Here is a 25235-nt window from a genome sequence, read left to right on the forward strand (position 1 = left end):
TGCCCGCACATAGCCGCCATAGACGGTTGTAGCGCATGGCGCCTGCAAATACACGGGATCTCACACCCGATCGCTGATATGCAGCGACGAAGCGAAGGCTAGCCAGCGGGTTGAGCAGGCGCAAGGCCGAAGGATTGTCTAGGAAACGTCCTGCAAATTAAAGGGATATGGATTGCTGGCCTTTAACAATGCATGTCAAACAGGCGACACAGGCCAAAATGTGGGAGGGGGCTTGCTCCCGATGGCGGTGGGTCAGATATGGATTAATTGACTGACCCACCGCCATCGGGAGCAAGCCCCCTCCCACAGGTGTGACCTGGGCGATCATCGCCGCAGTACTGGTAAAACTCAGCAAAGTTGAAGAGCCGCGAGCAAACACGGGAACCCTCCCACCCGACACGTGTCCCCGCTTCCCATGTCACCCCCCACCGCGCAAATCCCTTAATTTTTCAAGCCTGCCGGAAGCCCCTCCAGGCCCCCGGCTGCGCCCGTTGTTTTTCAAGGGCGCCGCGCCTAGCGGCAAAACTGAATACGGACATTCTCTTAAACCGTGACTTATCAGGCAGGTTACCCCATGCAGTTCAGCGACTTACTGGCAGCGATCTCCACCCATGCGATCCGTCTGCAAACTGAAGAAGGCGACCTGATCGTCCTGGGCGATGACGAGGCGTTGGATGACGCGCTCTGGGATCAATTGATCGCGCATAAACCCCAGTTGCTGGCCCTGGTCGCCGAGCATGGCGGTGACTGGCTGAGCCCGGCTTATCGCATCACCCCGGACATGCTGGCGCTGGTCAACCTCGACCAGCCGGCCATCGACCGTATCGTCGCGTCCATCCCCGGCGGCGCGGCGAATGTGCAAGATATCTACCCCCTGGCGCCGCTCCAGGAAGGCATGCTTTACCACCATCTTTCTGCCGCGCAGGGCGACCCCTACGTGCTGCACGCGCAGTTTGTGTTCGACAGCCGTGCACGCCTGCAAACCTTTGCCGAGGCGCTGCAATGGGTGATTGACCGCCACGATATCCTGCGCACCTCCATGGCATGGGAGCGCCTCGACGAGCCGCTGCAAGTGGTGTGGCGCAAGGCGCAGCTGGCGTGTGAAGAAGCGCATTTTGATGGCGGCGACCGTCTCGCTCAATTGCTCGCGCGCTATGACGCCCGCGCCTATCGCATGGACCTTGGCCAGGCGCCGCTGCTGCGTCTGGTGTTCGCCGAGGACCCGGCCAACCAGCGTGTGGTGGCGATGCTGTTGTTCCACCACACCATTCTCGATCACACCGCCCTGGATGTGGTGCGCCATGAAATCCAGCTGTACTTGGCCGGTGAGCACGCGCAAGCGGGCACGCCGGTGGCGTTTCGCAGCTACATCGCCCAAGTGCGCCAGGGTGTGAGCGAACAGGCCCATGAGGCGTTCTTTCGCGACATGCTCGCCGATATCGATGAACCGACGCTGCCGTTCGGCCTGCAAGATGTGCAGGGCGATGGTCAGGGCATTGATGAAGCGCGCATTCCCGTCGATAGCGCCCTTGGTCGTCGCCTGCGCAGTGTGGCGCGGCCGTTGGGGGTGAGTGTGGCGAGCCTGATGCACCTGGCGTTGGCGCGGGTGTTGGGCGTGGTTTCCGGTCGCGAGGCGGTGGTGTTCGGCACCGTGATGCTCGGTCGCATGGGCGCAGGCGAGGGCGGTGAGCGGGCCTTGGGCATGTTCATCAACACCTTGCCGTTGCGGGTTGATGTTGGCGCGCAAAGCGTGCGCGCTGCGGTGCAAGTCACCCACGAGCGTCTTACGCGCCTGCTCGATCACGAACATGCGTCCCTGGCACTGGCCCAGCGCTGCAGCGGGGTGGCAGCACCCACACCGTTGTTCAGCGCGATCCTCAACTATCGCCATAGTGCGGCCACCGACATGGCCGCCGTGATCGAGGTTGCCGAAGGCATCCAGGTCCTGGGCGCCGAAGAGCGCACCAACTACCCGCTGACGGTCAACGTCGACGATCTGGGGCAAGACTTCGCGCTGACGGTGATGGTGGATGCGGCCATCGGTGCACAGCGGGTTGCCGGCTATCTGCACACCGCGCTGCAAAGCCTGGCCGACGCCCTTGAGCAGCGACCGGACAGGCCGCTCTGCGGCCTGAACATCCTGCCCGACGCTGAACGCCACGCCCTGCTGCATACCTTGAACCACAGCCCCACGCACTACGCCGATACCGCGTTGATCCACCAGCAAGTCGAAACCCACGCCGCCGCCCAGCCTGAAGCCATTGCCGTGCGCTTTGAGCAGCAGCGCCTCACCTATCGTCAACTCAACGAACGCGCCAACCAGGTCGCGCATGCACTGCTGGCCCAGGGCGTGGAGCCTGACAGCCGCGTGGCGATCTGCGTGGAGCGCGGCCCGCAGATGATCATCGGCCTGCTCGGTATCCTCAAGGCCGGTGCCGGCTACGTGCCGATAGACCCGGCTTACCCGCAGGAACGCATTGCCTACACCCTGGCCGACAGTCAACCGGTGGTTGTGCTGGTACAGGCCGGCACTCGTCACCGGGTAGGCGAACTGGCGCAGCTTGACCTCGACAGCCTGGGCCAGTTGCCCATCACCGATCCACGGCTGCACCTGAGCCCGGCCAATCTGGCCTATGTGATTTACACCTCCGGTTCCACCGGCCAACCCAAGGGGGTAATGATCGAGCACCGCCAGGTGGCGCGCCTGTTTAGTGCCACCCAACACTGGTTCGGGTTCAATCCGCACGATGTATGGGCACTGTTCCACTCCTTCGCATTCGATTTTTCTGTGTGGGAAATCTGGGGCGCGCTGATGCACGGCGGCCAGTTGCTGATCGTGCCGCAACTGGTCAGCCGCTCGCCGGATGAGTGCTACACGCTGCTCTGCGAGGCCGAAGTGAGCATCCTCAACCAGACGCCGAGCGCGTTCCGCCAATTGATCGCGGCCCAGGGTCACAGCACCCAGGCGCATTCGTTGCGGCAGGTGATCTTTGGCGGTGAGGCCCTTGAACCGGCCATGCTCAAGCCATGGTATGCGCGGGCGGTGAATGCCGGTACGCAGCTGGTAAACATGTACGGTATTACCGAAACCACCGTGCACGTGACCTATCGTGCGCTGGAGGCGGCGGATGCCCAACTGGTGGGCGTCAGCCCGATTGGCGTACGCATCCCCGACTTGCAGCTGTATGTGTTGGATGAACAACACGAGCCGTTGCCATACGGTGTGGTGGGCGAGCTGTACGTGGGCGGCGCCGGGGTGGCGCGCGGTTACCTGAACCGCGAGGCACTCAACGCCGAACGCTTCCTCGCGGACCCAGCCACCGGCCTGCGCATGTACAAGACCGGTGACCTCGGCCGCCTGCTGGCCGACGGCAGTGTCGAGTACCTGGGGCGTAACGATGACCAGGTCAAGATCCGCGGTTTCCGTATCGAGCTGGGCGAAATCCAGGCGCACCTGGCCACCGCCCACGGCGTGCGCGATGCGGTGGTGATCGCCCGTGAGGATGAGCCGGGTGACAAGCGCCTGGTGGCCTACGTGATCACCGAGGGTGAGCCCAGCGTTGCCGCCTTGCGCGATCACTTGCTGCAGAGCCTTGCCGAACATATGGTGCCCAGCGCCTTCGTGCGCCTGGAGGCGTTCCCCCTGACCACCAACGGCAAGCTCGACCGCAAAGCCTTGCCGGCACCCGATGCCGAGGCGTTGGCCCGGCGCAGTTATGCCGCGCCCCAAGGTGCGGTGGAAAACGCCATTGCGATGATCTGGCAGGACCTGCTCAAGCTAGACCGGGTGGGGCGTGATGACAACTTCTTCGAGTTGGGTGGGCATTCGCTGCTGGCGGTCAAGCTGATCGAACGCATGCGCCAGGTAGAGCTGAGTGCCGATGTACGCGTGCTGTTCGGCCAGCCGACCCTGGCAGCCCTCGCAGCGGCGGTGGGCGGGCACCATGAGGTGCAGGTCCCGGCCAATCTGATCCAGGAACACAGTGAGCACATCACGCCGGACATGCTGCCCTTGGTCGAGCTGGACCAGGCCGCCATCGATCACATCCTCCAGGCCGTGCCCGGTGGCGTGGCCAACGTGCAGGATATCTACGCTCTCGCGCCGTTGCAGGCCGGTATTCTCTACCACCACCTGGCAACCAGCGAGGGCGACCCCTACGTGTTGCAGGTGCAGTTGCGTTTTAACGACCAGGGCGCGGTGGATGGCTTTATTCAGGCGCTGCACAGCGTCATCGAACGCAACGATATCCTGCGCACTGCGATTCTCTGGGAGGGCCTGGAGGAACCGGTGCAAGTGGTGTTGCGCCAGGCGCCGCTGGCCGTTGAGCGCTTGGACACCCAGGGCGCCGATGCCCTGGCGCAGTTGCAACAGCGTTTTGACCCTCGCCACTACCGCCTGGATCTGTCTCGCGCTTCGCTGATGCGCCTGGCCTACGCTGAAGAGGCGGACGGCTTGGTCGGCATCCTGCTGCTGCACCATATCCTGCTCGATCACACGGCGCTGCAAGTGCTGGTCGAAGAAATGAGCGCCAGCCTGCACGGCAACCGCGTGCAACTGCCTGATGCGGTGCAGTACCGCAACTACGTGGCCCAGGCGCGGCTGGGCCTGAGCCAGGCGCAGCACGAGGCCTTCTTCAGCCAGATGCTCGGCGATATCGACGAGCCCACCCTGGCCTTCGGCTTGCAGGATGTGAACGGCGACGGCAGCGGCATCCATGAGGCCCATCTGCCGCTGGAACCGGCCCTCAGCCTGGCCCTGCGCGAACAGGCGCGGCAACTGGGCGTCAGCACGGCGAGCCTGGTGCATCTGGCATGGGCCCAGGTGCTGGGCCAGGTATCGGGCCAGCAGGACGTGGTGTTCGGGACGGTCTTGCTGGGGCGTATGCAGGGCGGCGAGGGCGCTGACCGCGCGCTGGGGATGTTCATCAATACCTTGCCGCTGCGGGTCAGCCTCGGCAGCGTCGGCGTGCAAGCCGGCGTACGCGCCACCCATGCGCGTCTGGCGCAGTTGCTCGCGCATGAACACGCCGCGCTGTCCCTGGCCCAGCGCTGCAGCGGCGTGCCGGGTTCGTTGCCGTTGTTCAGCACCTTGCTCAACTACCGGCACAGCGCACCCGATGACGCGCCGGGGGACAACCCCTTTGCCGCGTTCGGTATCCAGATCCTCAGCTCCGAAGAGCGCAGCAACTACCCGCTGGTACTCAACGTCGATGACCTGGGCACGGGGTTTGCCCTGACGGTGCAGGGTGTCGCCCATCTGGATGTGCAACGTGTGGGTGAGTACATGCTCACCGCGTTGCGCCATGTGGTGAGCGCGCTGCAACACGCGCCCACCACCGCCCTGCACAAGGTGTCGATTGTGCCGCCCGCCGAGCGGCGCTTATTGCTTGAAGACTTCAATGCCAGCGCCCGGGAATACCCGTCGCAGCTCACCGTCGCTCAACTGTTCGAAGCCCAGGCACTGGCCCGGCCTGAAGCCGTGGCGGTGGTGCATGGCCCGCTGTCGCTGAGCTACCGTGACCTCAATCGCCGTGCCAATCGCCTGGCCCATCATTTGATTGGCCGTGGCGTGCGGCCAGGTGAGGCGGTGGCCCTGGCGCTGCCGCGCTCCATCGACCTGGTCGTCAGCCAGTTGGCGGTGCTCAAGTGTGCGGCGGTGTACGTACCGCTGGATGTCAACGCGCCGCTCGAACGTCGAACCTTCATGGTGCAGGACAGCGGCGCCCGCCAGGTGCTGGACAACCTTGCCGAACTGGACCTGGCCGACCTGCCGGCGGACAACCCGGGGCTGGCCCGGTCTGCGCAGGACGTGGCGTACATCATGTACACCTCCGGCTCCACCGGCCAGCCCAAGGGCGTGCTGGTGCCCCATCGCGGTATCACGCGCCTGGTCATCAATAATGGCTATGCCGACTTCAACGCCAGCGACCGCGTGGCCTTCGCCTCCAACCCGGCGTTCGATGCGAGCACCATGGATGTGTGGGGCGCATTGCTCAATGGTGGGCAAGTGCAGGTGATCGACCATGCCACCTTGCTCGACCCGTTGGCGTTCGGCGTCGAGCTTAAGGGCGCGACGGTGTTGTTCGTGACCACCGCACTGTTCAACCAGTACGTGCAATTGATCCCCGAGGCGTTGGCCGGTTTGCGCATCCTGCTGTGCGGCGGTGAGCGTGCTGACCCGGCGGCATTTCGCAGCCTGTTGGCGCGTGCACCGGCGCTGCGCCTGGTGCATTGCTACGGGCCGACCGAAACCACCACCTACGCCACCACCCACGAAGTGCGCGAGGTCGGTACGGATACCGACAGCGTGCCGGTGGGGCGGCCCATTTCCAATACACAGATCTATGTGCTCGATGCACAGATGCAACCGGTGCCGCTGGGCATCACCGGTGAAATCTGCATCGGCGGCGATGGCGTCGCCCTGGGCTATTTGAATCGCCCCGAGCTGACGGCTGAAAAGTTTGTGCAGGACCCCTTCAACCCGGGCGCCTTGCTGTACCGCACCGGCGACCTCGGGCGCTGGACGCAAGACGGCTTGCTCGAATGCCTGGGTCGCAACGACGACCAGGTGAAAATCCGTGGCTTTCGTATCGAGCTGGGTGAGATCGAGGCGCGCCTGGCCAGTTGCCCGGGCATCCAGGACGTCGCCGTGTTGGCCAGGGAAGATATGCCAGGTGAAAAGCGCCTGGTCGCCTACTTCACCTGGGCCGGGGCAGACCTGGGCATTGAGCTGGTCCACGCCTACCTGCAAGGGCAGTTGCCGGACTATATGCTGCCGTCGGCCTATATGCCGCTGGCCAGTCTGCCCCTGACCAACAATGGCAAGCTCGACCGCAAAGCCTTGCCGGCACCGGACCCGTCGGCCTTGCTCAGTCGTGGCTACGAAGCCCCGCAAGGCGAGGTGGAAACCCTACTGGCGCAGATCTGGCAAGACGTGCTCAAGCTCGAACGCGTCGGGCGTCACGATCATTTCTTCGAGTTGGGCGGGCATTCGCTGCTGGCGGTGAGCTTGATCGAACGTATGCGCCAAGTGGGCCTCAGTGCCGATGTGCGCGTGCTGTTCAACCAGCCGAGCCTGGCAGCGTTGGCGGCGGCGGTGGGCAGTGGTCGCGAAATCGTGGTGCCGGCCAATGGCATCCCGGCCGGTTGCACACAGATCACACCGTCCATGCTGAGCCTGGTGCAGCTCACTCCGGATGCCATCGAGCGTATCGTCGCCAGCGTGCCGGGTGGCGCGGAGAATGTGCAGGACATCTACCCGCTGGCGCCGTTGCAGGAAGGCATTCTCTACCACCACCTCAGCGCCGAACAGGGCGACCCGTACTTGCTGCAATCGCGCATGGCGTTCGACAATCTCGACCGCTTGCACGGGTTCATGGCGGCGCTGCAACAGGTGGTTGCCCGCCACGATATCCTGCGCACGGGCGTAGTCTGGGAGGGCCTGGACAGCCCGGTGCAAGTGGTGTGGCGCAAGGCGCAACTGGGGGTGCAGGAGGTTCATCTGGACCCGGCCGACGGCGGCATCATCGAACAACTGCACGCTCGCTTCGATGCCCGGCACTATCGGCTGGACATCACCCAGGCGCCGTTGCTGCGCATGGTCTATGCCCAGGACCCGACGCACAACCGTGTTGCGGCGATCCTGCTGTTTCACCACCTGGCGCTGGACCACACAGCCATGGAGGTGGTCGGCCAGGAAATGCGCGCCTTCATGTTCAACCAGGCCCAGGACTTGCCCGCTGCCGCGCCATTTCGCAACTATGTGGCCCAGGCGCGCCTGGGCGTCAGTGTGGCCGAGCATGAGCAGTTCTTTCGCGACATGCTCGCCGATGTGGATGAACCAACCTTGCCGTTTGGTTTGCAGGATGTGCAGGGCGATGGCCGTGCCATCGAGGAGGCCGGGCTGCCATTGGACGCCGCGCTGGCGCAGCGGGTCCGCCAGCAGGCGCGACAGTTGGGTGTGAGCGCCGCGAGCCTGATGCACCTGGCCTGGGCCCAGGTCGTGGGGCTGGTGTCGGGCCGCGATGACGTGGTGTTCGGCACGGTGCTGATGGGCCGTATGCAAGCCGGTGAAGGTGCAGACCGCGCGCTGGGGATGTTTATCAACACCTTGCCGCTGCGGGTCGATGTTGCCGCCGGGGCGTCAGCGGCGGTCAAGGCTACCCATGCACGCCTGAGCGCTGTGCTCGGGCATGAACATGCCTCGCTGGCCCTGGCTCAGCGTTGCAGCGGTGTGCCGACCAGCACGCCATTGTTCAGTGCCTTGCTCAATTACCGTCACAGCAACCCCGCCGAGATGGCCCGCGACGGCCACGGCATCTGGGAGGGCGTGCAGCTGCTGGGCGGTGAGGAGCGCAGTAATTACCCATTGACCCTGAGCGTGGATGACCTGGGCGACGGCTTCGGGCTGAGCGTGCTGGCGGTGCCACAGATCGGTGCGCAACGCCTGTGCGACTACATGCACAACGCTGTGGCGCAGTTGCTCACAGCCTTGGAGTGCACGCCGGACACGGCACTCAATCGTTTGCCGATCCTGCCCGCGGCGGAGTATGAAACCCTGCTGCGCGAATTCAATGCCACGGCCCAGGATTTCCCCCGTGGCCACACCGTGCACGGCGCATTTGAGGTACAGGCTGAGCGCCAACCCCACGCCATTGCCGTGCAGCAGGGCGGCAAGGCGCTGACCTATCAGCAGCTCAATCAGCGTGCCAACCAACTGGCCCATCACCTGTTGGCACTCGGCGTGCAACCGGATGACCGCGTGGCGCTGTGCTGCCGTCGTGGCCCGCAGATGCTGGTGGGGCTATTGGGCATTCTCAAGGCCGGCGCCGGCTATGTGCCGATTGACCCGGCGTATCCCGCCGAACGCATCGCTTATTTGTTGCAGGACAGCGCCCCGGTGGCAGTACTCGCTGAGGCCAGTACCCGTGACCTGCTGGACACGATCACGCTGGTCGACTTGCATGACCCCGACTGGCAGCACCTGCCCGTCAACAATCCACAGTTGCCCGCACTGACGCCTGCGCACCTGGCCTATGTCATCTACACCTCAGGCTCCACCGGCCAGCCCAAGGGCGTGATGGTGGAACACCACAACGTGGAGAACCTGGTGCATTGGCACTCTGAAGCCTTTGGCCTGGCTGCTGCGAGTCACACCAGCAGTGTGGCCGGGTTTGGTTTTGACGCGATGGCCTGGGAAGTCTGGCCGGCCTTGTGCGTCGGTGCGACCCTGCACCTGCCGCCCGCCGAAGTGGGCAATGAAAACATCGATGAATTGCTGGCCTGGTGGCGGGCGCAGCCGCTGGACGTGAGCTTTTTGCCCACGCCGGTAGCCGAGTACGCGTTCAGCCAACATCTGCAACACCCCACCTTGCGCATCCTGCTGATTGGCGGCGATCGCCTGCGCCAGTTCACCCAGGAACGGCGCTTTGCCGTGATCAACAACTATGGCCCCACCGAGGCCACGGTGGTTGCCACCTCCGGTCGCGTGCGGGCCGGGCAGGCGTTGCATATTGGTCGACCCATCGCCAATGCCGGCAGCTATGTGCTGGATGCGCAGTTGCGCCCGGTGCCGGTCGGTGTGGCCGGTGAGCTGTATGTAGGCGGCAGCGGTGTGGCACGGGGTTACTTGAATCGCCCGGACTTGACTGCCGAACGCTTCCTGCAAAACCCGTTCAGCCCGGGGCGCATGTACCGCACCGGCGACCTGGTGCGCTGGTTGCCCGACGGCAATCTGGAGTATCTGGGCCGCAACGATGACCAGGTCAAACTGCGTGGTGTGCGGGTTGAGCTGGGCGAAATCGAAAGCCGCCTGGCCGCGCTGGACGGCATTCGCGAAGCGGTGGTGCTGGTGCGCGAAGGCCGGCTGCTGGCCTGGTTCACCGAGCAACGTGCACTCCCCATCGAGACCTTGCGCGCGCAATTGCAGGCGCAGCTTCCCGATGCGCTGGTGCCAGTCGCCTACATGCGCCTCGATGTGTTGCCCCTGACCGCCAACGGCAAGCTGGACCGCAAGGCACTGCCCGATCCCGATCAGGCCGCCGTGCTCAGCCGCGAGTACCAGGCCCCCCAGGGCGAGGTCGAAACCACCCTGGCGCGTATCTGGGCCGAGGTGCTGCAAGTGGAGCAGGTGGGCCGTCATGACCATTTCTTCGAACTGGGCGGCCATTCATTGCTGGCCGTCAGCCTGATCGAGCGTATGCGCCAGGTTGGCCTCAGCGCCGATGTGCGCGTGCTGTTCAGTCAGCCAACCCTCGCCGCGCTGGCCGCTGCTGTTGGCAGTGGTCGCGAGGTGCAAGTACCGGCCAACCGGATCAGTGCCGAGTGCCAACGTATCACCCCCGACATGCTGGCGCTGGTGACCCTCGACCAGTGCGCGATTGATCAGGTAGTCGCCCAGGTGCCAGGCGGCGCTGCCAACGTGCAGGACATCTACCCGCTGGCGCCGTTGCAGGAAGGCATTTTCTACCACTACCTCACGGCCGCGCAGGGCGACCCGTACCTGCTGCAATCGCACCTGGCGTTTGACAGTGTCGAGCGTCTGCAAACCTTCGCCCAGGCGCTGCAACAGGTGATCGACCGCCATGACATTCTGCGCACCGGGGTGGTGTGGGAGGGGCTGGCGCAACCGTTGCAAGTGGTGTGGCGCAAGGCGGCGTTGAGCGTTCAGGAGCTGCATTTGCACGGCGACGTGCTTGCCGGCCTGCATGAGCGTTTCGATGCGCGGCATCATCGCCTGGATATCAGCCAGGCGCCGTTGATCCGCCTGATATATGCCCAGGACCCGGCCAACCAACGCGTGGTGGCGGTGTTGCTCTACCACCATATCGCCCTGGACCATACCGCGTTCGACGTGGTGCTGCGGGAAATGCAGGGTTACCTGCTCGGCCACGCCGCGCCAACCACCGCGCCGATGCCGTATCGCAACTATGTGGCCCAGGCGCGCCTGGGTGTCAGCGAGCAGGAGCACGAAGCCTTCTTCCGTCAAATGCTCGGCGATGTGGATGAACCGACGCTGCCATTCGGTTGGCAGGATGTACGCGGCGACGGCAGTGCGATTGAAGAACATACCCTGCAACTGGACAACTCACTGAACCGGCGCCTGCGCAGCCAGGCGCGGCTGTTGGGCGTCAGCGGCGCCAGCCTGTTTCATCTGGCCTGGGCGCAGGTGCTGGCCGCGGTATCGGCACGCCACACGGTGGTATTCGGAACCGTGCTGGTTGGCCGTCTGCAAGGTGGCGAGGGTGCTGATCGGGCCCTGGGCGTGTTTATCAATACCTTGCCGCTGCGCCTGGACATCAATGACCAGGGCGCCCGCGCCGCCGTGCGGGCCACCCATGCGCGCCTCACGCAATTGCTCGGCCATGAGCACGCCTCGCTGGCCCTGGCCCAACGTTGCAGCGGCGTGGCGGCACCGGCGCCGTTGTTCAGTTCGATGCTCAACTATCGCCATCGCGGCGCCGCCACCCGTTCGGCGGACGCGCACTTGGCGTGGGAAGGTATGCAGACCCTGGTCAATGACGGGCGCACCAATTACCCGTTGACCCTGAACGTGGATGACCTGGGTGATGGTTACGCGTTCACGGCCTTGGCCCAGGTGGATGCGCAACGGCTCTGCGGTTATATGCACAACGCCTTGTCCGCGCTGGTCGAGGCCCTTGAGCAGGCACCCCAGCAGGCGATCAATCGCCTGTCGATCCTGGGACCAGAAGAGCGGCAACAGCTGCTGGTGCGGTTCAATGCCACCGAGGTCAACTACAACCTCGACCAGACCCTGCACGGGATGTTCGAGGCCCAGGTTCTGCGCACGCCGCACGCCGTGGCGGTAAAGGCCGGCGAACAGCAACTGAGTTACCAACAGCTCAATGAGCACGCCAACCGCCTGGCCCATCACCTGCGTGAAAGGGGCGTGCAGCCGGACTCACGGGTAGGCATTTGCCTGGAGCGTGGCCTGGACATGGTGATCGGCCTGTTCGCCATCCTCAAGGCCGGTGGCGGTTATGTGCCGCTGGACCCGGCCTACCCGCAAGAGCGCATCGCCTACATGCTGCAAGATAGCGCGCCGGTGGTGGTGCTGGCGCAAGCCGCCACTCGTGCCTTGCTGGGCGACGTGGCCGTGATCGACGTCGACCACAGCACCTGGCACCAGCAGCCTTGCGTCAACCCGCAGGTCGCGGGCCTCACTGCCCGGCACACGGCCTACGTGATCTACACCTCCGGTTCCACCGGCCAGCCCAAAGGCGTGATCAATGAACACGCCGGGGTGGTCAACCGTCTGTTGTGGATGCAGGACGCCTATGGCCTCAAGGCCCACGACACGGTCTTGCAGAAAACCCCGTTCAGCTTCGACGTGTCGGTGTGGGAGTTCTTCTGGCCGCTGTTTACCGGCGCACGCCTGGTGATGGCGCGCCCGGGTGGGCACAAAGACCCTGCGTACCTGTGCGAAGTAATCGAGGCAGAAAACATCACCACCCTGCACTTTGTGCCGTCGATGCTTGACGTGTTTCTGGCCCATGGCGATGTGAGCCAGGCGGCCGGGTTGGTGCGCGTGATGTGCAGCGGCGAGGCGCTGCCGGGCAGCCTGGTGCGTCGGTTCAAGCAGCAGTTGCCGGGCATTGGTTTGTACAACTTATATGGCCCCACGGAAGCGGCGGTGGACGTGACGGCCTGGAACTGCGCCCGCCCGGACGTGCCGGACAACACCCCCATCGGCAAGCCGATTGCCAACACGCGCATGTACGTGCTGGACGGGCAGTTGCAGCCGGTGCCCCTGGGCGTGGTCGGTGAGCTGTTCATCGCTGGCGTGCAAGTGGCGCGGGGTTATCTGAACCGTGCGCAGCTGACCGCCGAGCGCTTCCTCGATGACCCGTTTGCGCCTGGCCGGATGTACCGCACCGGTGACCTGGGCCGCTACTTGCCGGACGGCAATATCGAATACCTGGGGCGCAACGATGACCAGGTGAAAATCCGTGGTCTGCGCATCGAGCTGGGGGAAATCCAGGCGCGGCTGATCGAGCATTCGGCGGTCAACGACGCGGTGGTGGTGGTTCGTGATGAGCGCCTGGTCGCCTATTACACTGGCCTGCCAAGCGACATCGACGGCCTGCGCGCCCAGCTGTTGCAGCACCTGCCGGACTTTATGGTGCCCGCGCTGTTCGTGCACCTGCCCGTCATGCCCCTGAGCCCCAACGGCAAGCTCGACCGCAAAGCGTTACCCGCACCGGGTATGGACGCACTGACGGTGCGTGAGTACGAAGCTCCCGAAGGCGATACCGAAATCCTGCTGGCCCGGTTGTGGTCCGAGCTGCTCAAGGTGGAGCGGGTAGGCCGGCATGACAATTTCTTTGAACTGGGCGGGCACTCGCTGCTCGCTGTGAGCTTGATCGGGCGCCTGCGCCAGGAAGGCATGGAAGCCGATGTGCGAGCGTTGTTCGAACAACCGACCCTGGCCGGCTACGCCGCAATGACCGAACGAATGGAGATCGTCCTGTGAACATCCTCGAGCTGCTGGCAACCCTGAAAACCAAGGACGTGCAACTGGCGCTCAAGGGCGAACAGTTGTCGGTGAACGGCAACCGGCAAGCCTTGAGCGACCCGGCAATATTGGCCGCCTTGCGCGAGCACAAACCGGCGCTGATCGAGCTGATCAAGGCCGGTGAGTACTCGGCTGCCAAGGTTGGCGAAGTGGCCGTACCGGCCAATGGCATTCCCGCCAACGCCGAGCGCATCACCCCCGACATGCTGACCCTCTCGACCCTGAGCCAGGACGAGATCGAGCGCATCATCGCCACCGTGCAGGGCGGTGTGGCGAATATCCAGGACATCTATCCGTTGGCGCCATTGCAGGAAGGCATTCTGTTTCACCATGCCAGCGCCGAGCAGGGCGACCCCTACGTGATGCAGTCGCAGTTCGCGTTTGACAGCCTGGAGCGCTTCGAGGCGTTTGCCCAGGCGCTGCAAAGCGTGATGGACCGCCACGACATTTTACGCACCGGGGTGGTCTGGGATGGCCTGGCGCAACCTTCGCAAGTGGTGTGGCGTCAGGCGCGCCTGCCGGTGCAAGCTTTGATGCTCGACCCGGCCGACGGCGATATCGCCGCACAGCTGCATGACCTATTCAATGCCCGTCATTATCGCCTCGACGTGACCCAGGCACCGTTGTTGCGCCTGGTACATGCTGAAGACCGGACCCACCAGCGCATCGTCGCTACCTTGCTGTTCCACCATATGGCGATGGATCACAGCGCCTTGGAAGTGGTATGCCATGAAATGCAGGCGTGTCTGTTGGGGCAGGGCGCGGCCCTCGGCCAGGCCGTACCGTTTCGCAACTACGTGGCACAGGCGCGGCTGGGCATCAGCGAGCAGGAGCATGAAAGTTTCTTCCGGCAGATGCTCGGCGATATCGTCGAGCCGACCTTGCCGTTCGGGCTGCAGGATGTGCAGGGCGATGCTCGCGCCATTGCCGAGGTCAGCCTGCCATTGGCGCCGCAGCTGGCGCAGCGTATACGCGTGCAGGCCCGGCAACTGGGGGTGAGCGCCGCCAGCCTGTTCCATCTGGGCTGGGCCCAGGTACTGGCGGTGTTGGCCGGCAAGGCGCAGGTGGTGTTCGGCACCGTGTTGATGGGGCGTATGCAAGGCAGCCATGCGACTGACCGCGCCTTGGGGATCTTCATCAACACCTTGCCGTTTCGTGTGGATATCGACGCCCAGGATGTACGCAGCGGGGTCAAGGCCACCCACGCACGTTTGACCACGCTGCTGCGCCATGAGCACGCGGCCCTGGCATTGGCCCAGCGTTGCAGCGGCGTGATCGCCCCGACGCCGCTGTTCAGTGCGCTGCTCAATTACCGTCACAGCGCTCCCGCCGCCAGTGCCGAGGCAGTGTCGGCCTGGCACGGCATTACCGCACTGCGCGCCGAGGAACGCACCAACTACCCGTTGACCCTGAGTGTGGACGACCTGGGCGAAGGCTTCGGCCTGAGTTTGCTGGCCAGCACCCAGGTCGACCCCCACCGCGTCTGCGCCTACCTGCACACCGCGCTGGAAAACCTGGTTACCGCGCTGGAGCAGGCGCCGCACACTGCGCTTGACCAACTTTCGGTAGTGCCCGCCGCCGAACAGCGCCTGCTGTTGCAACAGTTCAACGCCACCCAGGCCGTGTTCCCGCAAGGCACCACCTTGCACGGGCGTATCGAAGCCCAGGCTGCGCTCACGCCGGACGCCATCGCCGCCGTGCACGAAGGGCGGCAACTGACCTACGTCGAACTCAACCAGCAAGCCAACCTGCTGGCCCATCATCTGCTGGCGCTGGGGGTTCGGCCCGATGATCGCGTGGCCATTGTGGCGCGGCGCGGGCTCGACACCCTGGCTGGGCTGCTGGCGATCCTCAAGGCGGGTGCCGGTTATGTGCCGGTAGACCCGTCCCACCCGGCCGAGCGTTTGAGCTACTTGCTCAGCGACAGTGCCCCGGTGGCGGTGCTCACCCAACACGCGTTGCTGGCTCGTTTGCCCGAGCTCGAGGTGCCGGTGATCAACCTCGATCGCTTCACCTGGCAGCATCACTCGGCGAGCAACCCCAAGGTCGCTGTCGGCCCGACGAACCTCGCGTATGTGATCTACACCTCGGGTTCTACCGGCTTGCCCAAAGGTGTGATGGTGGAGCACCACACCGTCGCCAACCTGGTGGACTGGCATTGCAGCGCTTTTGACCTGCGCGCCGGGCGGCATACCGCCAGTGTTGCCGGTTTCGGCTTTGATGCGATGGCCTGGGAGGTCTGGCCGGCGCTGTGTGTGGGCGCCACCCTGCACCTGCCGCCGGCCCATGACGGTGCTGAAGATATCGACGCGCTGCTGGCCTGGTGGTGCGCACAGCCTTTGGACGTAAGCTTCCTGCCCACGCCGGTGGCCGAGTACGCGTTCAGCCAGACTATCGAGCACCCGACCTTGCGCACCCTGCTGGTCGGTGGCGATCGCCTGCGCCAGTTCGGCCGGGCGCAGCGCTTTGAATTGATCAACAACTATGGCCCCACCGAAGCCACGGTGGTCGCCACGTCGGGCAAGGTCGAGGCGGGCCAGCCGTTGCATATCGGCAAGCCCATCGCCAATGTCACCGTCTACGTGCTCGATGAACATCAACGCCCGGTGCCACTGGGGGTGGCGGGGGAGTTGTACGTAGGCGGCAAGGGCGTGGCGCGAGGTTACCTGAACCGCCCGGAACTGACCGCCGAGCGCTTCCTGCGCGACCCATTCAACCCCGGGCGCATGTACCGCACCGGCGACCTGGTGCGCTGGTTGCCCGATGGCACGCTCGACTACCTGGGGCGCAACGATGACCAGGTCAAAATCCGTGGCGTGCGCATCGAACTGGGCGAAATCGAAACCCGGCTCAACCAATTGCCTGGCATCCTGGAAGCGGTGGTGCTGGTGCGTGAAGAGCGCCTGGTGGCCTACTTCACCGAAAACCCGCAACTTGACGCGCTGACGGTAGGCGAAATCCGCGCTCACCTGGTGGCGCAGTTGCCGGACTACATGGTCCCGGTCGCCTTCATGAAGCTCGACGCGCTGCCGCTGACCACCAATGGCAAGCTCGACCGCAAGGCTTTGCCAGTGCCGGACATGGCCGCAGTGTTTACCCGCGAATACGCAGCGCCCCAGGGCGAGATCGAAACCGTGCTGGCGCAGATCTGGGCCGAGGTGTTGCAAGTGGAACGGGTCGGGCGGCGTGACCATTTCTTTGAGTTGGGCGGGCACTCGCTGCTGGCGATGCGCATGGTCTCCCAGGTCCGCCAGCGGCTGGGGGTCGAGTTGGCGCTGGGCGACCTGTTCGCCAACGCCGAACTGGCAGCGGTCGCTGAACTGCTGGCCCAGGCCGGGCGCAGCACCTTGCCGGATATCCTGCCGGCCAATCGTGATGAAGAGATGCCGCTGTCGTTTGCCCAGCAGCGCCTGTGGTTCCTGGCGTTGATGGAGGGCGCCAACACCGCCTACAACATTCCTATCGGCCTGCGTTTGCGCGGGCAGTTGCATGTGCAGGCACTGCAACGGGCGCTGGCGCGGATCGTGGCGCGGCATGAAACCCTGCGCAGCCGCTTTGCCCAACACGGCGACCAGGCCCAGGTGCTGATCGTGCCGGCCGAGGAGGTGTTACCGCTGCAGGTGCAAGACTTGCGTCGCCACGCGCAACCGCAACAGGCGCTGGACGCGCTGATCCACGGCGAAGCCTCGGCGCCCTTCGACCTGGAGCGTGGCCCGTTGCTGCGCGGTCGCCTGGTGGTGATGGCCGACGATCACCATGTGCTGCTGCTGACCCTGCACCATATCGTCTCCGATGGCTGGTCCATGGGCGTGCTGACCCGTGAACTGATGGCGCTGTACCAAGCCTTCAGCCACGGCCAATCCGACCCGCTGCCGCCCTTGCCGATCCAGTACGCCGACTTTGCTGTGTGGCAACGCCTGTGGTTGAGCGGCGAAGTGTTGCACCGCCAAAGCACCTATTGGCAGCAGACCCTGGCCGGCGCGCCGGCGTTGCTGACCCTGCCCACCGACCGCCCGCGCCCGGCGCAGCAGGACTACGCCGGCAGCAGCGTCGAAGTGCGCCTGGATGAACGCCTTACTGCCGGGCTCAAGGCCTTGAGCCAGCGCCATGGCACCACCCTCTATATGACCTTGATGAGCGCCTGGGCTTCGTTGCTGGCGCGCTTGTCCGGACAGCCGGAGCTGGTGATCGGCACGCCGGTGGCCAACCGCACGCGCACCGAGGTGGAAGGGCTGATCGGTTTGTTCGTCAACACCCTGGCGCTGCGCATCGACACCTCGGGCGAGTTGAGCACCGAGGCCCTGCTGGCTCGGGTCAAGGCGCTGACACTGGCGGCCCAAGCCCATCAGGATTTGCCGTTCGAACAGGTGGTGGAAATCACCCGGCCGCCGCGCAGCCTGGCCCATAGCCCGCTGTTTCAGACCCTGCTGAGCTGGCAGGACAGCAGCGCGCCGACCCTGGCGTTGGGCGACCTGGCCCTGGAAGGCATTGTCGAAAACAGCCATTTCGCCAAGTTCGACCTGTCGCTGAACCTGGGGGAAGTGCAGGGCAGTATTCTCGGCGCGCTGGAATATGCCGTGGCGCTGTTCGATGAATCGACGATACGGCGTTACCTCGGCTACTTCACCCGCGTGTTGCAGGCCATGGTCGCTAACGACCAGGCGGTGCTTGCGCATGTGCCGCTGGTGGATGAGCGTGAGCGCAAGCAGTTGCTGGTGGATTTCAACGCTACCACTGTGGACTACCAGCTCGACCAGACCCTGCACGGGATGTTCGAAGCGCAGGTACTGCGCACGCCGCAGGCCGTGGCGGCAAAGGCCGGCGAGCAGCAACTGACCTACGCCGAACTGAACGCTCGCGCCAACCAACTGGCCCACCACCTGCAAGCCCTCGGCGTGCAGCCGCAGGCGCGGGTGGCGATCTGCGTGGAGCGTGGCCTGGACATGGTCATTGGCCTGTACGCGATCCTCAAGGCCGGCGCCGCCTATGTGCCGCTGGACCCGGCGTACCCGCCGGAGCGTATCGCCTACATGCTGCACGACAGCGCGCCAGCGGTGGTACTGGCCCAGGGCAGCACCCTTGGGCTGCTGGGCGAGGTGCCGGTGGTCGATCTGGACCAGCCCACCTGGCAGCACCAGCCCATCACCAACCCAGCGGTGGCCGGGGTGGCCGCCTATGTGATCTACACCTCCGGCTCCACCGGCCAGCCCAAAGGCGTGATCAACGAACACCCCGGGGTGGTCAACCGCCTGCTGTGGATGCAGGACGAATACCGGCTCACGGGAGGCGATACGGTGTTGCAGAAAACCCCGTTCAGTTTCGATGTGTCGGTGTGGGAATTCTTCTGGCCGCTGTTCACCGGCGCACGCCTGGTGATGGCGCGCCCGGATGGGCATAAAGACCCTGAGTACCTGTGCCAGGTAATCGCAGCCGAAGGGGTCACGACTTTGCACTTCGTGCCGTCGATGCTTGATGTCTTCCTCGCCCACGGTGACGTCAGCCAGGCGGGCGGGCTGGTGCGGGTGATGTGCAGCGGCGAAGCCTTGCCGGGCAGCCTGGTACGCCGCTTCAAACAACAGTTGCCGGGCAGCCAGTTGCATAATCTCTATGGGCCCACCGAAGCGGCGGTGGATGTCACTGCCTGGCACTGCGCAGGCTTTGACGTGCCCGACAACACCCCCATCGGCAAGCCAATCGCCAACACGCGCATGTACGTGCTGGACGGGCAGTTGCAGCCTGTGCCGTTGGGCGTGGTGGGCGAATTGTTTATCGCGGGGGTGCAAGTCGCACGGGGTTACCTCAACCGTGCCGAACTGACCGCCGAGCGTTTCCTCGATGACCCGTTTGCCCCTGGGCGCATGTACCGCACCGGTGACGTCGGGCGCTACTTGCCGGATGGCAACATCGAGTACCTGGGGCGCAATGATGACCAGGTCAAGATCCGTGGCCTGCGCATCGAGCTGGGCGAAATCCAGGCACGCCTGACCGAGCATCCGGCGGTCCAGGAAGCCGCCGTGATTGCCCGCGAGCAGCGCCTGATCGCTTACTACACCGGCGTGCCGAGTGAAATTGAAAGCCTGCGCGCCCATTTGCTGCTGCACCTGCCGGAGTTCATGGTGCCGGCCAGCTTCGTGCACCTGGAGGCGCTGCCGCTGAGCCCCAATGGCAAACTCGACCGCAAGGCATTGCCGGCACCGGGCGTGGAGGCGTTGGTGGTGCGCGAGTACGAGGCGCCGCTGGGCGACACGGAAATCACCTTGGCCGCGCTGTGGGCCGAGTTGCTCAACGTGGAACGCGTGGGCCGACACGACAACTTCTTCGAACTGGGCGGCCACTCGTTGCTGGCGGTCAGCCTGATCGGGCGTATGCGCGGCCTGGGCTTGTCGGCGGACGTGAAAGTGCTGTTTGGTCAACCGACCTTGGCTGCCCTGGCGGCAGCTTTGGGTAGCGGGCGTGAAGTGGCGGTGCCGGCCAATGGCATTGCGGCCGATTGCGCGCGCATCACGCCAGACATGCTGGCGCTGGTCAGCCTGGATCAAGCAGCCATCGAGCGCATCGTCGCCAGCATCCCCGGCGGTGCGGCGAATGTGCAGGATATCTACCCGCTGGCGCCGTTGCAGGCCGGCATCCTGTATCAGCATCGCGCTGCGCAAGGTGATGACGCCTATGTGTTACAGGCGCAGTTTGCCTTTGACAGTCGCGCACGCCTGGAGGCCTTCGCCAGCGCATTGCAGGCGGTGATCCAGCGTCATGACATCCTGCGTTCATCCTTGCATTGGGAGGGCCTGGAAGAACCGGTGCAGGTGGTGTGGCGCCACGCCCGGCTAAGTGTTGAGAGCGGTCCGCTGCCGTCACGCCTGGACCTTGGCCAGGCGCCGCTGATGCGGTTGGTGTACGCCGAGCAATCGCAACGGGTGGTCGCGACGTTGCTGTTTCATCACCTGGTGATGGACCACGTTGCCCTGGATATCCTGCAACACGAGCTGCAGGCGTTTCTGCTGGGCACTCAGGACACCCTGGCCGCGCCCGTGCCGTATCGCAACTACGTGGCCCAGACCCGTTTGGGCGCTGAGGATCACGAGACGTTTTTCCGCGAGATGCTCGGTGAGGTCGACGAACCCACCGAGGTGCCCAATCTGGGGGCCGTGGAAAACGTACGCGTGGGTCTCGACCTGTCGCTGAGTCGACGCCTGCGCAGCCAGGCCCGCCAGGCGGGGGTCAGTGCGGCCAGCGTGATGCATTTGGCCTGGGCTCACGTACTGGGCAAGGTTTGCGCCCGCGAGCAGGTGGTGTTCGGTACGGTGATGCTCGGCCGCCTGCAAGGCGGCGAAGGCGCCGAGCGGGCCATGGGCGTATTTATCAATACCTTGCCGCTGCGGGTCGACCTGGGGGAACACTCAGTGCTGACGGCACTGCGTACCACCCATGGGCGCCTGACTCAGCTGCTCGGTCATGAACATGCGCCCCTGGCGTTGGCCCAGCGTTGCAGTGGTGTGCCGGTGGCGACGCCGTTGTTCAGCGTATTGTTCAACTATCGTCACAGCGCACCCCAGGCCGGTGGCGTGGCCGAGGCGTGGCAGGGGATCGAGTTGTTCAAGGCCGAGGAGCACACGCACTACGGCGTGGCGATCAGCGTGGATGACCTCGGTGAAGGGTTCAGCCTGACCGTCATGGGGCAGGGCGCCCGGCGCTTGTGCGACTACCTGGAAATCGCGCTGGCGCAGGTGGTGCAGGCCCTGGAAGGTCATCGCGATATCGCCATCAACCGCTTGCCGATTCTGCCGCAGGTCGAACGCCAACGGGTGCTTGAGCACTTCAACGCCACTGCCCGTACATTCGCGCGTGAGCACACGGTGCAGCGCCTGTTCGAAGCCCAGGCCATGGCGCGTCCCGACGCGGTGGCGCTGGTGCACAACGAGCGGCGGGTGAGCTACGGCGAACTCAATACCCGCGCCAACCGCTTGGCCCATCACCTGCTCGGCCTGGGTGTGCGCCCTGGCGATCACCTGGCGATCCTGCTGCCGCGTTCGCTGGAGTTACTGGTCAGCCAATTGGCCATCCTCAAATGCGCCGCCGCGTATGTGCCGTTGGACGTGAATGCACCGGCTGAACGCCAGGGGTTCATGCTGCAAGACTGTGGCGCGGCCTGGTTGCTGACTCGCAGCGATTGCGTCATAGAGAGCGGGGTGCGTCGCCTGGACCTGGACACGCTTGGTCTCGCCCCGCAACCGAGCCACAACCCGGACCTGTCGCAACCCTCGGACAGCGTGGCGTACATCATGTACACCTCCGGCTCCACCGGCCAGCCCAAGGGCGTGCTGGTGTCCCATCGCGGCATTACGCGCCTAGTGCTCAACAACGGCTATGCCGATTTCAATGCCGCCGACCGCGTGGCCTTTGCGTCGAACCCAGCGTTCGATGCAAGCACCATGGACGTGTGGGGGCCACTGCTCAATGGCGGCCAGGTGCAGGTGATTGACCACGCCACCTTGCTCGATCCGAGCGCTTTCGCCCAGGCGTTGCAGGGCGTGACGGTGCTGTTTGTCACCACCGCGCTGTTCAACCAATACGTGCAATTGATTCCCCAGGCCCTGGCTGGCTTGCGCATCCTTTTGTGCGGCGGGGAGCGGGCCGATCCGGCGGCGTTCCGCACGCTGTTGGCGCAGGCACCCGCGTTGCGCCTGGTGCATTGCTATGGGCCGACCGAAACCACCACTTACGCCACCACCTGCGAAGTGCACACGATTGCCGATGATGCCGACAGCGTGCCGGTGGGGCGGCCGATCTCCAACACCCAAGTGTATGTGCTCGATGCGCAGCAGCAGCCGGTACCGCTGGGTATCGTCGGTGAAATCTGCATTGGCGGCGATGGCGTCGCCTTGGGCTATTTGAATCGCCCCGAGCTGACGGCTGAAAAGTTTGTGCAGGACCCGTTCAACCCAGGCGCCTTGCTTTACCGTACGGGCGATCTCGGGCGCTGGACGGCCGACGGTCTGCTGGAGTGCATCGGGCGTAATGACGACCAGGTGAAGATTCGAGGTTTTCGTGTTGAGCTGGGTGAAATCCAGGCGCGACTGGCGACGTTCGCAGGCATCCAGGATGCCGTGGTGCTGGCCCGTGAAGAAGTTCCGGGGGACAAACGCCTGGTGGCCTATTTCACCTGGGCGGGCGAACCCGTTGCTGTCGAGTCGGTGCGGGCTTACCTGCACGCGCACTTGCCCGAGTACATGGTGCCGTCCGCCTACGTCGCGCTGGAGCAATTGCCGTTGACCGCCAACGGCAAGATCGACCGTAACGCCTTGCCGGTGCCTGCCTGGGACGCCTCGACCAGCCGCACGTTCGAAACGCCGGCCGACGCCCTGGAGCAGACGTTGGCGCAACGCTGGGCCGAGGTGTTGAAACTCGAACAAGTGGGGCGGCATGACAGCTTCTTTGAACTGGGCGGGCATTCGTTGTTGGCGATTCGCCTGGTCAACCTGCTGGACGAGGCCGGTTTGCCGGTGTCGTTGGCCGAGCTGTTCCAACATGCCAGCGTGGCCGGCGTCGCGGCGATGCTGCGTCAGCGCGGGGATGATGTACTGCCCGACACCCGCGTGATTACCGTGCGCAGCAGCGGGGCGCAGGCACCGTTGTTTCTGGTGCATGAGTTCAGCGGCATGGACGTGTATTTCCCGGCGCTGGGCCAGCACCTGCCGGGTGATTATCCGATCTACGGCCTGCCGGGGCTGGCGCTGGGCGAGGCCCACCTGAACAGCATGGAAGGCCTGGCGGCGCGCATGGTCGGGCTGATCCGCGAGATTCAGCCCCACGGTCCCTATCGGGTAGCGGGCTGGTCCTTTGGTGGGGTGCTGGCCTATGAAATCGCCATGCAACTGCTGGGGCTGGATGAAAGCGTGGCCTTCCTCGGTTTGATCGACAGCTATGTGCCGCGCCTGACTGACCAGGGCAAAGCACGCTGGAGCGGGCCGGATGCATTCAAGCGGCACCTGTTGCTGCAATGCACGGCTTATTGGAAAGCGCAGGGAGGTGTAAATGAGCTGGCAAGCCTTGAACAACTGGAGGCGCGGATTGGACAGTTGGACTTTGCGGATCTGCTGCAACGCTGTCGCGATCAAGGTTTGCTATACGCGCAAATGGCGGCGGCGTCGGACGCGGACCTATTGAGTTTTCTTCAGCGCGAAGTCGGGCACGGGCACGCCCTGGCCCACTACAGCCTGTTCCCGTTGCCGATTCCGGTGCACCTGTTCAGCGCCGAGCAGCGCCCCACCGAACTGTCGCAACGCAGTATGGCGTTGGGCTGGGACACGGCTTTGGCGCCCGGGCAACTGCGCCAGGTGCACGTGCCTGGGGATCACCAGAGCATGATGCAGGCGCCGCATATCCAGGGCCTGGGCCGAGCGATGACCGAGGCGCTGGCGACGAGTACGCCGGTGAGTTGCGCGGCCCATCAGCCGTTGTTGCGCATCCAGACTGGGCGCGCCGGCTATGCCCCGGTGTTCTGCGTGCCGGGAGCAGGTGACAGCGTGACCGGTTTCGTGGGCTTGAGCGACGCCCTGGGACGTGATTGGCCGCTGTATGGCCTGCAGCCCCGTGGGTTGGATGGCGAGGCGGTGCCCCATAGCCAGGTGGAAGTGGCGGCGCGGTGTTATCTCACGGCGTTGGAGCAGGAGTGCCCGAACGGGCCGGTGCATCTGGTCGGGCATTCGTTTGGCGGCTGGGTCGCGCTGGAAATGGCCCTGCGCTTGCAGGCGATGGGGCGCGAGGTGGGCTCTTTGACAGTGATCGACAGTGAGGCGCCGGGGCGTGATGGCAAGCCCTATACCTCGACGGCGGCGCTGTTGCGGTTGATCGAGGCGATGCAGTTGGCGGCTGGGAAGTCGCTGGGGATTGATCCGGTGGACTTCGCCGGGCGCGATGAGGTGGCGCAGCGACAGTGGCTGCATATGGGGATGATCGGCGTTGGCTTACTGCCGGCGCGTGCTGCCGTGGATGCAATGGATGGGCCTGCGCGTACTTATGCGGCGGCGTTGCGCACGGTTTATCGGCCGCAGGCGCGGTATGACGGGGTGGTGCGCCTGGTGCTGGCGCAGGATCCGGCCTTGGATGCGGCGGGGAACCAGCGTGAGCAGGGGTTGATGGTTGAGGGGTGGAAGGGGCAGGGGACTGGGTTGGAGGTTTGGTATGGCGGGGGTAATCACTTCACCTTGCTCAAGGTGCCGAATGTTTCGGGTTTGGCCAAGTGGTGGTTGGAAAGGGTTGGGGTTGGGGAGGTGGTGTCTTGATGCTTGTACACCGATCCAAATGGGGGCTCGCTTCCTATAACGGTTTGTCGGAGTACATATCCGTTCCTTTGGTAACGGCCACTTATGGTTCCGCTCTTACAGCGGCTCACTTTTGGAAAGGCCCAAAAGTAACCAAAAGGCCTTCGCCCCACCACTCGGCACCTCGCCTAGGCTCGGTGTGCCCGAACGCGAACTTTGGAGCGTGGGCCGCCGCGATGGGCCATCCATGGCCCAGCGCGGCTAACCCGGCGTCCTGCCGGGTTACCCACGCTCCAAAGTCCGCGTTCGGCCAGCGTGGTTTAACGGGGCGATGCCAGATCAAAAGCACAGCGCGGCGGCCTTATAGCCGACCGGTTTGTGAGGCCGAGTACCGCAAGAAATGTGGGAGGGCGCTTGCCCCCGGTAACCACGATGCGAAG

Annotated in this window: 2 protein-coding genes; both read left to right on the forward strand. The window is 64.7% G+C overall.

What is annotated here, in order from left to right:
* The first annotated feature begins 574 nt into the window (after nucleotides 1-574).
* Entirely contained in the window at nucleotides 575-13492 is a 12918-nt protein-coding gene (locus E4P01_RS18855) for a non-ribosomal peptide synthetase (protein WP_216091600.1), read from the forward strand.
* Nucleotides 13489-24816 (forward strand): non-ribosomal peptide synthetase, encoded by an 11328-nt coding sequence (locus tag E4P01_RS18860; RefSeq protein ID WP_216091599.1) that lies wholly within the window; start codon nucleotides 13489-13491, stop codon nucleotides 24814-24816. Before E4P01_RS18855 ends, E4P01_RS18860 begins: the two co-directional genes overlap by 4 nt.
* Nucleotides 24817-25235 lie beyond the last annotated feature (419 nt).

The sequence above is a fragment of the Pseudomonas sp. NCIMB 10586 genome (genome assembly GCF_023127895.1).
GTDB classification, from domain to species: domain Bacteria; phylum Pseudomonadota; class Gammaproteobacteria; order Pseudomonadales; family Pseudomonadaceae; genus Aquipseudomonas; species Aquipseudomonas synxantha_A.